This is a genomic window from Pseudomonas sp. 008, from assembly GCF_016861935.1.
Taxonomy (GTDB): Bacteria; Pseudomonadota; Gammaproteobacteria; order Pseudomonadales; family Pseudomonadaceae; genus Aquipseudomonas.
In genome coordinates this window covers 235,870-249,171 of the sequence record NZ_BOMA01000010.1, presented here as the reverse complement: position 1 = coordinate 249,171, position 13,302 = coordinate 235,870, and the positions used below count along the sequence as shown (strand labels likewise).

13 protein-coding genes are annotated in these 13,302 nt (G+C 61.4%); 9 read left to right on the top strand and 4 right to left on the bottom strand.

The features are described 5' to 3' along the window. Positions 1–38 precede the first annotated feature (38 nt). The gene (locus JUI81_RS21245) at positions 39–830 is read right to left on the bottom strand and encodes a 1-acyl-sn-glycerol-3-phosphate acyltransferase (RefSeq protein ID WP_019580898.1); all 792 of its coding nucleotides are present in this window, start codon (positions 828–830) and stop codon (positions 39–41) included. Beyond that, complete coding sequence (olsB, locus tag JUI81_RS21240) at positions 830–1,585, bottom strand: L-ornithine N(alpha)-acyltransferase (protein WP_019580897.1); 756 nt, start codon at positions 1,583–1,585, stop codon at positions 830–832. Before olsB ends, JUI81_RS21245 begins: the two co-directional genes overlap by 1 nt. Before the next feature lie 154 nt (positions 1,586–1,739). Here olsB and JUI81_RS21235 point away from each other — a divergent pair, with 154 nt between their 5' ends. The 5 genes from JUI81_RS21235 (at position 1,740) to JUI81_RS21215 (ending at position 5,962) form a co-directional block, all read left to right on the top strand. Continuing rightward, complete coding sequence (locus JUI81_RS21235) at positions 1,740–2,627, top strand: acyl-CoA dehydrogenase family protein (RefSeq protein WP_019580896.1); 888 nt, start codon at positions 1,740–1,742, stop codon at positions 2,625–2,627. Positions 2,628–2,692: 65 nt separating this feature from the next. Beyond that, positions 2,693–3,787: a serine hydrolase gene (locus JUI81_RS21230; RefSeq protein ID WP_204124974.1), complete on the top strand. Its 1,095-nt coding sequence runs from the start codon at positions 2,693–2,695 to the stop codon at positions 3,785–3,787. Then, entirely contained in the window at positions 3,784–4,113 is a 330-nt protein-coding gene (locus tag JUI81_RS21225; RefSeq protein ID WP_204124973.1) for an amidase, read from the top strand. The genes JUI81_RS21230 and JUI81_RS21225 overlap by 4 nt, the downstream gene beginning before the upstream one ends. A 99-nt stretch (positions 4,114–4,212) precedes the next feature. Next, on the top strand, positions 4,213–4,803 hold the full coding sequence (locus JUI81_RS21220; RefSeq protein WP_028939271.1) for a YceI family protein: 591 nt from the start codon (positions 4,213–4,215) through the stop codon (positions 4,801–4,803). Position 4,804: 1 nt separating this feature from the next. Next, positions 4,805–5,962: a phosphatidylserine/phosphatidylglycerophosphate/cardiolipin synthase family protein gene (locus JUI81_RS21215; RefSeq protein ID WP_018926849.1), complete on the top strand. Its 1,158-nt coding sequence runs from the start codon at positions 4,805–4,807 to the stop codon at positions 5,960–5,962. 54 nt (positions 5,963–6,016) lie between these two features. Here the strand turns inward: JUI81_RS21215 and bglX are convergent, their stop codons facing one another. Next, on the bottom strand, positions 6,017–8,308 hold the full coding sequence (bglX, locus tag JUI81_RS21210) for a beta-glucosidase BglX (protein WP_204124972.1): 2,292 nt from the start codon (positions 8,306–8,308) through the stop codon (positions 6,017–6,019). Between the two features lie 247 nt (positions 8,309–8,555). On the opposite strand from bglX, the gene JUI81_RS21205 reads away from it, so the two are divergent. From JUI81_RS21205 to JUI81_RS21190, 4 genes are all read left to right on the top strand, one after another. Beyond that, positions 8,556–9,167, top strand: coding sequence for a LemA family protein (locus tag JUI81_RS21205; protein ID WP_096481601.1), 612 nt, complete (start codon positions 8,556–8,558; stop codon positions 9,165–9,167). A gap of 43 nt (positions 9,168–9,210) precedes the next feature. Next, positions 9,211–9,951: a YgcG family protein gene (locus JUI81_RS21200; RefSeq protein ID WP_204124971.1), complete on the top strand. Its 741-nt coding sequence runs from the start codon at positions 9,211–9,213 to the stop codon at positions 9,949–9,951. A 48-nt stretch (positions 9,952–9,999) separates the two neighbouring features. Then, positions 10,000–10,617, top strand: coding sequence for a TPM domain-containing protein (locus JUI81_RS21195; RefSeq protein WP_018926845.1), 618 nt, complete (start codon positions 10,000–10,002; stop codon positions 10,615–10,617). Between the two features lie 264 nt (positions 10,618–10,881). Then, positions 10,882–12,108, top strand: a complete 1,227-nt coding sequence (locus JUI81_RS21190) for an SAM-dependent methyltransferase (protein WP_204124970.1) — start codon at positions 10,882–10,884, stop codon at positions 12,106–12,108. Here JUI81_RS21190 and JUI81_RS21185 read toward each other — a convergent pair. Next, positions 12,098–13,012: a DMT family transporter gene (locus JUI81_RS21185; protein WP_204124969.1), complete on the bottom strand. Its 915-nt coding sequence runs from the start codon at positions 13,010–13,012 to the stop codon at positions 12,098–12,100. The two genes, JUI81_RS21190 and JUI81_RS21185, sit on opposite strands and share 11 nt — an antisense overlap. Positions 13,013–13,302: the final 290 nt, after the last annotated feature.

Here is a 13,302-nt window from a genome sequence, read left to right as displayed (position 1 = left end):
GTGGGAGAGAGCAAGCCCGCTCCCACAGAAAAGTGTGTTTAAGCGGCGATAGCGGGGCGAATCGGGACTTGCCGGGGTTCCGGAATCGCCCCAAACAACGCCTTCTGCACCGCCTGCTGCGCCTCGAACGCCAGCGCCGCGCGTTCCCGGTCCTGGCACTCGATCGGCTTGAGCAGATGAATCTCCACCTCACCCCGATCATTGGCGAACAAGCGCATCAGGTGTGACAGCAAATCATCATCGCCAATGAACGGTGCCAGGGTATCCAGCTCGCCGTTGCGCAGATAACGAATCGCCACCGGTTGCAGCGCCACTTCGGAATCGATCGCCGCTGACAGCAAACGACCATGAAACGTGCGCAGCGAACGCCCATCGGTGGTGGTGCCTTCCGGGAACATCAGCAGCGGATGTTCCTGTTCCAGATGGCGAGTCATCTGTTTGCGGATCAATTGACTGTCGCCTGAACCACGGCGAATGAACAGGCTGCCAGCCTTGGCCGCCAACCAGCCCGCCACCGGCCAGGTGCGCACTTCAGCCTTGGACAGGAATGACAGCGGCGTGAGCATGCCCAGCAGCGGAATGTCGGTCCAGGACACATGGTTGCTGACCCAGAGCATCGGCGCCCTCGGCAATTGACCATGGACGGTGACATGAAAGGGCAGGGCATTGCTCAGCCGCGCCATGAAAAACCGCGACCAGCGCTGGCGACGGACCATTGAATGGGCAATCCCCAGTCGTTCGAACACACCGAACACACTGGCCATGCTCAAGCCCAGCGCCACCACCATCAGCACTCGCGCAATTCGCGCGTACACCCGCAAGCGGCTCATTACACCGCCGCCTTGAAGTGCTTGGCGTAACGCGGGCAGAGCTCGTCGCGTTTGAGCAGGATGAACACGTCGGCCACCTGGAAGTCTTCGTCCCAGCACGGCTCGCCGCAGATTTTCGCCCCCAGGCGCATATAAGCCTTGAGCAGCGGCGGCATTTCGGCGATGACGTTCGATGGAATGTCCAGCGTCGGCAATGGCTTCTTCGGCTCGGCCCGCAGGTGTTCGGTGCACAGGTAACGTTCGCGCAGGCGTTGCATGATCGCGTGGGCCTGGATGCCGCCGTCCTGCATCGGAATACTCGCGCAACCCATCAGATAGCTATAGCCGCCCTGGTTCAGCACTTCGGCCAGTTCACCCCAGAGCACGGCGATGGTGCCGCCGTTGCGGTAGGCCGGGTCGACGCAGGTGCGACCGATTTCCAGGATCGGGCCTTTCAGATGAACCAGGCCATGCAGGCTGAATTCTTCTTCGCTGTAGAACTTGCCCAGGCTGCTGGCGGCCGTGTGGTCGAGCAAGCGAGTGGTCGCCACCAGGCGCCCGGTGTTCAAGTCACGTACGCCGATGTGGGCGCAGTGAACATCATAGTCATCCATGTCCAGACCCAATTCCGCGCCTTTCAGCCTGGCGTTGAATTCGCCGCTGAACACGTTGAAGCGCAAGGCCTGGGCTTCCTGCAGCGCCTCGGCGCCCACCAGGCGTTCGGCTTGCAGGCGGCGTTCATTGCCGGTGTCGCTGATGCGGGCGATCTGAGTCATTGTGAGTCTCCGTACGGGCTGGCCACCCGTCTTGGGTTGCAGCCGATCGACTTTCTTTATGCAGCCGTGTTGTGCAAAGTCAGGCTATGTAGCCCCGGTGTCATCGCCATGAAGCTTTGGTGATGCTTATATGACAGCCCACAAGGAGCCTCTTATGCCCTGGCAAACCCTGTTGAACCGCAGCGATCGCCTGCCCGCCGATACCGACCTTGGCGAAGGCTTCGCGACCTTGTTGCACCGCTTGGGCACGGTCACGCCATTCGAACTGGCGGTGAACGGCGGACGGCTGATGGCGACTCCGGGGTTGGCGTTTCTGGTGGGGTATCAGGCGGCGCTGCGGATGCTCTGGCCGAGCGCGCCGCTGAGCCTCGGTGCGTTGTGCGCGACCGAGCAGCGCAGCTTGCGGGTGGCGGACATGCAGACCCGGCTGCGGGATCTGCGTCTGAGCGGACGCAAGGATTTCGTCACCGCCGGCGATGCCGCCGACTGGCTGCTGGTCGCTGCTCGCAGCGAAGAGCCAGGCAGCGACCCGCGCCTGAGTCTGGCAGTGGTTTACCCCGGCGAACCGGGCGTGCGTCTGGAGAAACTCGCGCCGTTGCCGTTGATGCCCGAGATCAGCCACGGTCGGCTGTTTCTCGACAACGCGCTGTGCGAATTGCTGGCGGGGGATGGCTGGGATGCTTACGTCAAACCGTTCCGCACCCTGGAAGACATTTATGTGCTGAGCGCCATGACCGCGTGGCTGTTCGGCATTGGTCAGGACAACGACTGGCCGCACACCTTGCAACTGCGTTTACTGGCGCTGCTGGCCGGGTGCGCGGAAGTCAGCCGCCAGGCGCCGAACAATCCGGCCGGGCATGTGTTGCTGGGCGGTTTGTTTGCGCAGTTCGATGGGCTCAAGGCTGAAGTGAATCAGGCCATGACCGATGGCCCGCCGCAATGGGCGGCGGTGTGGCAACGCGATCAGGCCGTGATGGATCTGGCGGCAGGGGCGCGGGGCAAGCGGTTGGCCAAGGCGTTGGCGGGATCTTCGTTAGGGTGACGGGCCTCCCAAAACTGTCATCAACCTCGACTAGGCTCAGCAGGTTCATCCTCCGAGCGTCCTCCATGTTCAAAGGCTTGTCGCTGATTTCCATCCTGCTGTTCAGCTTCACGGCCAATGCCGAAAACTGGCCGGGCGAGCAGTGGCCAACCGGCCCGACAGTCGCCGGCCCGGCCGTTCAAGCCCTGGAAAACTACGCTTTCCCACTCCGCAACGACACCACCCGCGAGGGCATCCGCAGCGATGCCTTGCTGGTGATCCATGACGGCCAACTCGTCTACGAGCGCTACGCCGACCCGACCCGTGCCGACACCCCGCACCTGATCTGGTCGATCAGCAAAAGCCTGATGGCCACGGTGCTCGGCGTGGCCTATGGCGAAGGTCTGTTCAAATTGCAGGACCCGGTGGTGCAGTTCTATCCAGCGCTGGAAAAACACCCCGCCATGACCATGGCCGACTTGCTGCACTGGGCCTCGGGCCTGGATTGGCAGGAAGACTATGAGTACGCACCGTTGAAGTCCTCGGTGGTGGCGATGCTTTACACCCGAGGTCATCGCGACATGGCAGCGTTTACCGCCGACCACGACGCGTACGCCAGGCCCGGTCAGGCCTTCCGCTACTCCAGCGGCGACAGCAATCTGCTTTCCGCCGCGTTGAAAGCCATTGTTGGCCAGGCCCGATATCCGGATTATCCGTGGACCGCATTGTTCGAACCCTTGGGCATTCGCGGCGCGGTTTGGGAAGCGGATGCCACGGGGACATTTGTCGCCTCGTCCTATGCCTACCTTACCGCCCGGGACCTGGCACGGGTTGGCCTGTTGATGGCGCGCGACGGTCGCTGGCGCGAGCGGCAGCTGCTGCCCAAGGCGTGGGTCGACTTCAGCCGCGAGCCGTTCGCCCGCTACCGAGCCAACCAGGATGAAGCGGTGCCCGGCGGCCATTGGTGGCTCAATCGAGCGGTGGACGGTGCAGCACAACCCTGGCCCGATGCGCCCGTCGACACCTTCGCCGCGCTGGGCCATTGGGGCCAGGCGATGTACGTGATTCCCAGCGAAAAGCTGGTGATCGTCCGCTACGGCGATGATCGCGATGGAAGTTACCGGCACAACGAACTGCTCAAACTCGCGCTCAAGGCGTTTGCCATGAAGGTGCAGCCATGAGCCGTCGCAGATTTATTCGCCGTCGGCCGATCAGCACATTGTTGCTGGTGCTGCTGATCGCTTTGCTCGGCTGGGGCTGGCAGGAACGCGTGGCGCTGTGGGCTTTTCCCGACATCATCAGCGCTTACACCGCCAAGGAATACTGCTCGTGCCGGTATGTGATGAACAATCCGGCGGCGTATTGCCAGGGTTATGTGAAGCAGTATTTACCCACCAGCGGTTTCGTCGATGATGCCGCGAGCAAGCGGGTGACGGTCGGCGGATTGGGGCGCAGCAACAGCGCCGCTTGGGTTGGCGAACGGCAGGGATGTCGCCTGCAACCCTGAACTTTCCCCTGTAGCAGCTGCCGAAGGCAGCGGCTACAGGTTTGCAACTGACTCGCGGACAGTTAAGGTTCGCTCAGGTTTATCTGCCCCCGAGTTTCTATGTTCAAGCGGTTCATCTGCAAAACCCTCGCTTCCCTGCTGCTGGCCGGTGTCACCGTGTCGGCCCAGGCCAATTGGTACCTGGACGGCGAGTCCTCGCGGCTGTCGTTTGTCAGCACCAAAAACGCCAACATCTCCGAAGTGCAGCGCTTTCTGGTGCTGCACGGCAAGGTCGACCCCAAGGGGCTGGCCGAGGTAGAAGTCGAGCTGGAGTCAGTCAACAGCGGCATTCCGCTGCGTGACGAACGCATGCGCAAGGAACTGTTCCAGATCCAGACGTTTCCCGAAGCGCTGATCACCACGCAGATCGATTTGCGGCCAATCAACGACCTGGCGCCTGGTGCGCAACTGGAATTGCGCTTGCCGGTGACCGTCAACCTGCATGGCAAGCAACACCAATACAACGCCGAACTGCTGGCGACCCGTCTCGATGACCGGCGCTTTCAAGTGGTGACCCTCGAGCCTTTGGTGATCAGCGCCGAAGATTTCGACCTGGCCCCGGGCCTGGAAAGCTTGCGCAAGCTCGCCGGTTTGTCGGCCATCAGTCTGTCGGTACCGGTGGGTGCGGTGCTGATTTTCACGGCGCGCTGACATGCGTGGTGCAATTTTTCCGTGGCGCGAAGGCAATCGCTTCGAACTGCTGATCGACGGCCCGCAGTTTTTCCCGCGCATGCTGGTGGCGATTGCGCGCGCCGAAGAGCAAGTCGAACTGGAGCTGTACCTGGTGGAGGCGGGAGCGTGCGCCGAGGCGATGGTTCAGGCGCTGGTCCAGGCGGCCGAGCGTGGCGTGCGGGTACGCTGTCTGTTCGATGACTATGGCAGCCTGGCCTTCACCCTGACTTTGCGTCAGCGCCTGATGGCCGCCGGGGTCGAGTTGCGTTTCTACAATCGCCTGAGCTGGCGACGCTGGGTGGGCAACTTCTATCGCGATCACCGCAAGTTGCTGCTGGTGGATCAATCCCTGGCGGTCGTTGGTGGCACCGGGGTCACCGATGAGTTCTGGTCGCCGGGCGAAGACACCTGCGAATGGCACGAAGTGATGGTGGAAATCACCGGTCCCCTGGTCATCGACTGGCAATTGCTGTTCGACCGCCAATGGATCGCCAACCGCTATCGGCGTGCCTGGAAACCGGTTTCACACTTCGGTCTACCGCGCCTGCCGCGAGTGCCGGTGATGGGCGAGGGCATGGGCCGGGTCGCTTATGCCGACGCCCGCCAGCACCGGGACATTCTGCAATCGCTGATTCGCGCGCTGAACAGCGGCAAGCAGCGAATCTGGCTGGCCACGCCGTATTTCCTGCCAACCTGGAAAGTCCGCCGCTCGCTGCGCCGGGCGGCGAATCGCGGCGTCGATGTGCGTCTGCTGCTGACCGGGCCGCGTACTGATCACCCGTCGGTGCGCTACGCCGGGCATCGCTACTACCCGCGACTGCTCAGGGCCGGGGTGAAGATCTTCGAGTACCAGCCGTGTTTCCTGCACCTGAAAATGGTGTTGATCGACGATTGGGTGAGCATCGGCTCATGTAATTTCGATCACTGGAATCTGCGCTTCAATCTGGAGGCCAACCTCGAAGCCCTGGACCCTGGGTTGACCCGAGCGGTGGCGGCGAGTTTCGAGAATGACTTTGCCTTGAGCCAGGAAGTCAGTCTTGAGGCGTGGAAGCGCCGACCGTTGTGGCGGCGGGTCAAGCAGAGGGTGTGGGGTTGGGTGGATCGGGTGGTGGTGAATCTGCTGGATCGACGGGGCTGAACACTTTTTCAGAGCGTTCCCACGCAGAGCGTGGGAACGATCAATTAAGCGGGGTTACAGCAACTCAAAACTCTGCTGCGTCACGTCTTGGGAGTCCAGGCCGATCTCCACGTTGAATTTGCCTGGTTCCGCGGCGTACTTGAGCTGGGCGTTGTAGAACTTCAGGTCATCCTCGGTGATGGTGAAGTGCACGACTTTCTGTTCGCCGGCCTTGAGCAGCACTTTCTGGAAGTTCTTCAGTTCCTTGACCGGGCGGATCATCGAGCCGGTCACGTCCTGGATGTACAACTGCACCACGGTTTCGCCGTCACGCTTGCCGGTGTTCTTCACCACGACGCTGGCATCGAGCTTGCCGGTCTTGTTCAGCGTGGTCGACGACAATGCCATGTCGGTCAGGCTGAACTGGGTGTAGCTCAGGCCGAAGCCGAACGGGAACAGCGGCCCGGTGGTGTCTTCGAAATACTGCGAGGTGTAGTTGCCCGGTTTGCCGGGAGTGAACGGCCGGCCGATGCTCAGGTGGTTGTAGTAGGTCGGAATCTGACCCACCGAACGCGGAACGGTGATCGGCAGCTTGCCCGACGGGTTGTAGTCGCCGAACAGCACGTCAGCGATAGCGTTACCGCCTTCGGTGCCGCTGAACCAGGTTTCCAGAATCGCGTCAGCCTGCTCTTTCTCTTCGAGAATCGACAGCGGACGACCGTTCATCAACACCAGCACCAGTGGTTTGCCGGTGGCTTTCAACGCCCTGATCAGCTCGCGCTGGTTACCCGGGATGTTCAGGTCGGTGCGGCTCGACGATTCGTGGGACATGCCACGGGATTCGCCAACCGCAGCCACTACCACATCAGCATCCTTGGCGGCTTTTACCGCTTCGTCGATCAACACGTTGGCCGGGCGCGGATCGTCCACTACTTCCGGGGCATCGAAGTTGAGGAAGTTCAGGTAATCGAGGATTTTCTTGTCGTCGGTGATGTTCGCGCCACGGGCGTAGATCAGCGTCGACTGCGCGCCGAGGGCATTTGTCATGCCGTCGAACAGGGTGACCGATTGCGCAGGTTTACCGGCGGCAGCCCAACTGCCCATCATGTCGATCGGTGCTTTTGCCAAAGGGCCGACCAGGGCGATTTTCGCGGTTTTCTTCAGGGGCAGGGTATCGCCCTGGTTCTTCAGCAACACCAGGCTGCGGCGCGCGACATCACGGGCCTCGGCGCGGTGCAGGCGGCTTTCGGCGTAGGTGTCGGCCGGGTCATCCTCGGCCTTGCCGATGCGCAGGTACGGGTCTTTGAACAGGCCCATGTCGTACTTGGCGGCGAGCACTTCGCGCACGGCGTTGTCGATGTCTTTCTGTTCGATTTCGCCGGATTTGAGCAGTCCCGGCAGCTCTTTGCCGTAGAGCGTGTCGTTCATGCTCATGTCGATGCCGGCCTTGATCGCCAGCTTCGCCGCTTCACGACCGTCGCGGGCGACGCCGTGTTTGATCAGCTCGAAAATCGCCCCGTGGTCGCTGACTGCCAGGCCCTTGAAGCCCCATTCCTTGCGCAGCAGGTCGTTCATCAGCCAGGTGTTGGCGGTGGCCGGTACGCCGTTGATCGAGTTCAGCGCAACCATCACCCCGCCGGCACCGGCGTCGATGGCGGCGCGGTACGGCGGCAGGTAATTCTGGTACATCTTGACCGGGCTCATGTCGACGACGTTGTAGTCGCGACCGCCCTCGACCGCGCCGTACAAGGCAAAATGCTTGACGCTGGCCATGATGCTGTCGGCTGCGTTCGCACCGCTGCCCTGCAAGGCCTTGACCATCACGCCGGCGATTCGCGAAACCAGGTAGGTGTCTTCGCCGAAGCCTTCGGAGGTGCGGCCCCAGCGTGGGTCGCGGGAGATGTCAACCATCGGCGCGAAAGTGATGTCGAGGCTGTCAGCCGCGGCTTCCTGGGCGGCGATGCGCCCGGACCGGCCAATGGCGTCCATGTCCCAACTCGAGGCCAGGGCCAGGGGAATCGGGAAAATGGTGCGGTGGCCGTGGATCACGTCATAGGCGAAGAACATCGGGATCTTCAACCGGCTGCGCATGGCCGCGTCCTGCATCGGGCGGTTTTCGGCGCGGGTGATCGAGTTGAAGGTGCCACCGATATTACCGGCCGCGATTTCCTTGCGGATCAGCTCCCGAGGCATTTCCGGGCCGATGCTGATCAGGCGCAACTGGCCGATTTTTTCATCGAGGGTCATTTGTTTCATCAGGTGGCTGATGAAGGCGTCCTTGTTCTCTATCGGTGCGGGCGTCGTGGCGGCCAATACAGTATGACTGGCCAGGCTGACGAACAGGCCCAGCAAACACAGCTTCTTCATGAATGTTCTTCTCAAAAGGCCCAAGCGGCAGTGAATACGCGCCGGTCAGCCAAAATTTTGGGAGCGACTATTGTTGTTTGGGTGTTGCTCAGAAAAATGCAGCACACTTCTTACTGTTTTTTCGCTGGGCATCTTTTAGCCCATTGGCTCGATGCAATCCAGTAGCGGCGCAGATTATGCCCCAAGAGCCGGGGTCAAAGTTCGCCGGTTGTTTTATCAACGCAATGTGCAAGGGAGCATCAACCAGATGAATGTACGACACCCCTATCGGTCGAGCCTGCAGGTTGCAGCCTTGATGTTGCTGACCACTCTGCTGGCCGGTTGCGGCATCAACACGATCCCGACCCTCGACGAACAGGCCAAGGCCGCGTGGGGCCAGGTGCAGAACCAGTACCAGCGCCGTGCCGACCTGATCCCCAACCTGGTGGAAACAGTCAAGGGTTATGCCAAACACGAGGAAGAAACCCTGACCGCGGTGGTCGAAGCCCGGGCCAAGGCGACGTCGATCCAGGTGGATGCCAGCACGCTGGATAATCCGGAAAAACTCAAACAGTTCCAGCAGGCGCAGGATCAGCTGACCGGCGCGCTGAGTCGGTTGATGGTGGTGTCCGAGCGTTATCCGGACCTCAAGGCCAACCAGAACTTCCTGGCGCTGCAATCGCAACTTGAAGGCACCGAGAACCGCATCGCCGTGGCGCGTCGCGACTTCATCCTCGCGGTGCAGAAATACAATACCGAGCTTCGCACCTTCCCCGGCCGCTTGTGGCACACCGTGTTGTACAGCGACTTGCCGATCCGCGAAACTTTCGAGGCCACCAGCCCCGGTGCTGAGAAAGCGCCTGAAGTGAAGTTCCAGTAGGCGCCGGACCGGGTTTGAAGTGCCACCAAGGAAGAGGTTGCCAATGCGCGTGATGAAAGTGGGCCTGATGCTGTTGTTCTGGGTCTTTGCCCTGACGGCCCAGGCCGGGTTGAAGTTTCCGGAACTGACCGGACGGGTGGTGGACAACGCCCAAATGATCGAGCCAGCGGTGCGCGAGCAGCTGGTTCAGCAGCTTAATGCCCACGAGAAATCCACCGGCGAGCAGTTGGTGGTGGTCACGTTGCCGGACCTGCAGGGCGCCGACATCGCGGACTTCGGTTATCAACTGGGACGCTACTGGGGCATTGGCCAGAAGGACAAGAACAACGGCGCGCTGCTGATTGTCGCGCGTGCCGAGCGAAAATTGCGGATCGAAGTCGGTTATGGCCTGGAAGATCGCCTGACCGATGCGCAGAGTTCGGTGATCATCAATCAGGTGATCACGCCGGCGTTCAAGGCCGGCAATTTCAGCAAGGGCATCAGCGATGGCGTTTCGGCGATGCTGGTGGTGCTGGGGGGCAATCCGCTGAACGAGCCGTCGACGGTGTATGAGCCGCGTGGCAATCAGGAGAGCGATTTCATTGCGCGGCATCCGGGGGTATTCGTGTTCCTGGTGCTGCTGTTTATCCTGACGATCTTCGTCGGCCAGATGTTCGGTATTCTGCCAAGTGGAGGGGGTAGAGGCCGGGGTGGTTTCGGTGGCGGAGGTTTTGGCGGCGGTGGCGGGGGCTTCAGTGGCGGCGGGGGCAGTTTCGGCGGCGGTGGTTCGTCGGGCGGCTGGTGATGACACGGCGGGAAACACAACAACAATAGCGAGCAGGCATTCATAAACATGGCATTACTGACTGAACACGAACAACGCAAAGTCGCCGAGGCGATTGCCCGGGTCGAGCGCGACACCGACGCCGAACTGGTGACAGTGCTCGCGGCCCGCGCCGACGACTATGCGTATATCCCGCTGCTCTGGGCCAGCCTGTTGGCGCTGGTGGTGCCGGGTATCGTGCATTACCTGACCGGTTGGCTGACCATGCACAGTCTGTTGCTGGTGCAATGGGTCAGCTTCATCGTGTTGTGCCTGGTGTTCCGGATTCCGAAAGTCACCACGCGCCTGATCCCGCGCTCTGTCCGTCACTGGCGTGCCTCGAACCTGGCGCGTCGGCAGTTCCTGGAGCAGAACCTGCACCACACCGTGGGTGGCACCGGCATGCTGATTTTTGTCTCCGAGGCCGAGCGCTATGTGGAAATTCTGGTGGATGAAGGGATTTCCAAACGGCTGGACAACAAGAATTGGGACGCGATTGTGGCGACGTTTACCCAGCAGGTGAAGCAGGGGCAGACGTTGCAGGGGTTTGTGACGTGCATCGAGGCGTGCGGCGAGTTGCTCAAGGTGCATGTGCCGGTGACCCAAGTGCGCAATGAATTGCCGAATCGGTTGGTGGTGTTGAGCTAAAAAGATCGCAGCCTTCAGTAGCTTTTGTGGCGAGGGGGCTTGCCCCCGTTCGGCTGCGAAGCAGTCGTAAAACCAGAGAACTCGGTGTGGCTGAAGAAACTAGGGGGCCGCTGCGCAGCCCAACGGGGGCAAGCCCCCTCGCCACAGGGAACTTACTTGCCTCGGGATTCGCACCGTTTGGTAAATAACTGCGTGTCCCGAACGGCCATCCCCCCTAAAATACCCGCCATTCCCCGATTCGCACCGCCCGAGGCCGTTTTTTCCATGTCTGTCACCGTCACTCCCGCCAGCCTCGCGCCGGATCACCATGCCCAGTTCATCGACCTGCTGCAAACCAGCCTGGATGCCAATGCCTTCATCAAACTGGTGCTGGCCAAGTACGTTGGTGGCGAAGCGGACTTGCAGCGGTTGATCATCAAGCAGCTGACGGTCAAGGATCAGCCGTGCCTGTCCTTCGTCTACCGCTACAAGACCCGCGACATCACCAAGAACCTGCCGATTGCCGAAGGTGTGGCGACCATTGCCGCGCTGTTGCCGGCATCGTTCAAAAATGCGCATTTACTGTCACTGACCGACGAAGCCCAGCTCGAATACAGCAAAAAGGGCAAATCTTCGCTGTTCAAGAGCAAACCTCAGCAATTGCGTGAAGTGCCGTCCGCCGAGCACAACCGCGAGAAGAACCGCTTCCTCGACCTGAACCGGCCGTTCCTCAAAGACCTCGGCGTGACCAACGCCCAGCATGAGCTGATCCCGGCGATGTCGCGCAAGTGGAAGCAGATCAACAAGTTCATCGAAGTCTTCAGCCATGCGCTGACCTCCTCGCCGCTGGCGCTGGACAAACCGGTGCGGGTGGCGGATTTCGGCTCGGGCAAGGGTTACCTGACGTTCGCGATCCATGACTACCTGCGCAACACCCTGAAAGCCGAGGGTGAGGTGACTGGCGTCGAGCTGCGCGAAGACATGGTCACACTGTGCAACAGCGCGGCGGCGAAGCTGGAGCATCCAGGGTTGGTGTTCAAATGCGGTGACGTGCGCAGCGTGGCGCCGAGCGAGCTGGACGTGATGATCGCGTTGCATGCCTGCGACATCGCCACCGACTATGCGATTCACACCGGCATTCGTTCCGGCGCTTCGATCATCATGTGCTCGCCGTGCTGCCACAAGCAGATCCGCCTGCAGATCCAGAGCCCGGCGCTGCTCAAGCCGATGCTGCAATACGGCCTGCACCTGGGCCAGCAGGCGGAAATGGTCACCGACAGTTTGCGTGCGTTGTTCCTGGAAGCCTGCGGCTACGAGACCAAAGTGTTCGAGTTCATCTCACTGGACCACACCAACAAGAACAAGATGATTCTGGCGGTCAAACGCGCCGAGCCGGTGGACCCGGCTCAGTTGTTGGTGAAGATTCAGGAACTGAAGGATTTCTACCACATCAGCGAACATTGCCTGGAAACCCTGCTGCGGGCTGACGGGTTCCTGGTCGCTAAGGCTTGAGCTGAACCCCCGCCGGTAACGTGCCCGGTTGCGCCGGGCGCACTGCGGTCTTGCGCCCGAGTATCACCGTCACGATCACCCCGGTGGCAAACAGCCAGGTAATCGGCTCGACGTGCTCACCGAAGAACAACGCCGAAAACGCGATGGTGAAGAAGATCTGCAGCAACTGGATCTGACTGACCCGGGCGATGCCGCCCATGGCCAGCCCGGCGTACCAGGCAAAGAAGCCGATGAACTGCGAAAACAGCGAGACATAACCGAAGGCCCACCAGGTCCTGGCCGAAATCTCGCCCTGATGTTGCAACCCCAGGTACAGCACCGGCCCGATCAGCAGCGGCGTCGACAATACCAGCGCCCAGCAGATCACCTGCCAGCCGCCCATCTCCCTGGCCAACCGGCCGCCTTCGGCATAGCCCAACCCACCCACGGCAATCGCCCCGAGCATCAGCAAGTCACCGGCCTGAATACTGCCGGCGCCGCTGATCAGCGCATAACCGAGCACCAGCGCACTGCCCAGCGCGGCGCAGGCCCAGAAGGCTTTCGAGGGACGCTCATGGGACAGCCACGCGGCATACAGCGCCACGCACAGCGGTTGCAAACCGTTGACCAGTGCGCCGTGGGAGGCGGGCAACGTCTGCATGGCCCAGGCCGACAGCACCGGGAAGCCGAGGATGACCCCGGCGATCACCAGTGTCAGGCCTTTGACCTGTTTCCAGGTGGGCCATTTTTCCCGGCGCCACAGCAATAACAGCGCAGCCGGAATTGCCGCGAACAGCGCCCGGCCAAGGCCATTGAGCAGCGGATGGAGTTCCTGCACGACGATCCGTGTGAAGGGCAGGGTCAGGCTGAAGATAACGACGCCGAGCAGGCCGAGGGCCATGCCGGTGTTTTCGCGCGAGGACATGATGGCAACCAGAGTCGAGGGTGGCGGGAAGAGTCATCATCTAGCCATAAACCGGGGGCGTTGCTCTGTTACAGCTAGGCGCAGAGTTATGCGTACAGTTGGGGGTAATGCCTGTGGCGAGGGGGCTTGTCGGAACGCCGCACCGCCCCGTTCGGCTGCGCAGCAGTCGCAAAACCAGAGAGCCTGGTTGACCGGATTAGGGCCGCTTCGCGACCCAACGGGGGCAAGCCCCCTCGCCACAAAAACCATTGCGTCCGTAGTAACTGGTTATTACCCGACCCGCCGGATAA

Bases quoted from the DNA above. Each gene is read 5' to 3' on its own strand.
- JUI81_RS21245 (WP_019580898.1), bottom strand. From the start codon at position 830: ATGAGCCGCTTGCGGGTGTACGCGCGAATTGCGCGAGTGCTGATGGTG.
- olsB (WP_019580897.1), bottom strand. From the start codon at position 1,585: ATGACTCAGATCGCCCGCATCAGCGACACCGGCAATGAACGCCGCCTG.
- JUI81_RS21235 (WP_019580896.1), top strand. From the start codon at position 1,740: ATGCCCTGGCAAACCCTGTTGAACCGCAGCGATCGCCTGCCCGCCGAT.
- JUI81_RS21230 (WP_204124974.1), top strand. From the start codon at position 2,693: ATGTTCAAAGGCTTGTCGCTGATTTCCATCCTGCTGTTCAGCTTCACG.
- JUI81_RS21225 (WP_204124973.1), top strand. From the start codon at position 3,784: ATGAGCCGTCGCAGATTTATTCGCCGTCGGCCGATCAGCACATTGTTG.
- JUI81_RS21220 (WP_028939271.1), top strand. From the start codon at position 4,213: ATGTTCAAGCGGTTCATCTGCAAAACCCTCGCTTCCCTGCTGCTGGCC.
- JUI81_RS21215 (WP_018926849.1), top strand. From the start codon at position 4,805: ATGCGTGGTGCAATTTTTCCGTGGCGCGAAGGCAATCGCTTCGAACTG.
- bglX (WP_204124972.1), bottom strand. From the start codon at position 8,308: ATGAAGAAGCTGTGTTTGCTGGGCCTGTTCGTCAGCCTGGCCAGTCAT.
- JUI81_RS21205 (WP_096481601.1), top strand. From the start codon at position 8,556: ATGAATGTACGACACCCCTATCGGTCGAGCCTGCAGGTTGCAGCCTTG.
- JUI81_RS21200 (WP_204124971.1), top strand. From the start codon at position 9,211: ATGCGCGTGATGAAAGTGGGCCTGATGCTGTTGTTCTGGGTCTTTGCC.
- JUI81_RS21195 (WP_018926845.1), top strand. From the start codon at position 10,000: ATGGCATTACTGACTGAACACGAACAACGCAAAGTCGCCGAGGCGATT.
- JUI81_RS21190 (WP_204124970.1), top strand. From the start codon at position 10,882: ATGTCTGTCACCGTCACTCCCGCCAGCCTCGCGCCGGATCACCATGCC.
- JUI81_RS21185 (WP_204124969.1), bottom strand. From the start codon at position 13,012: ATGTCCTCGCGCGAAAACACCGGCATGGCCCTCGGCCTGCTCGGCGTC.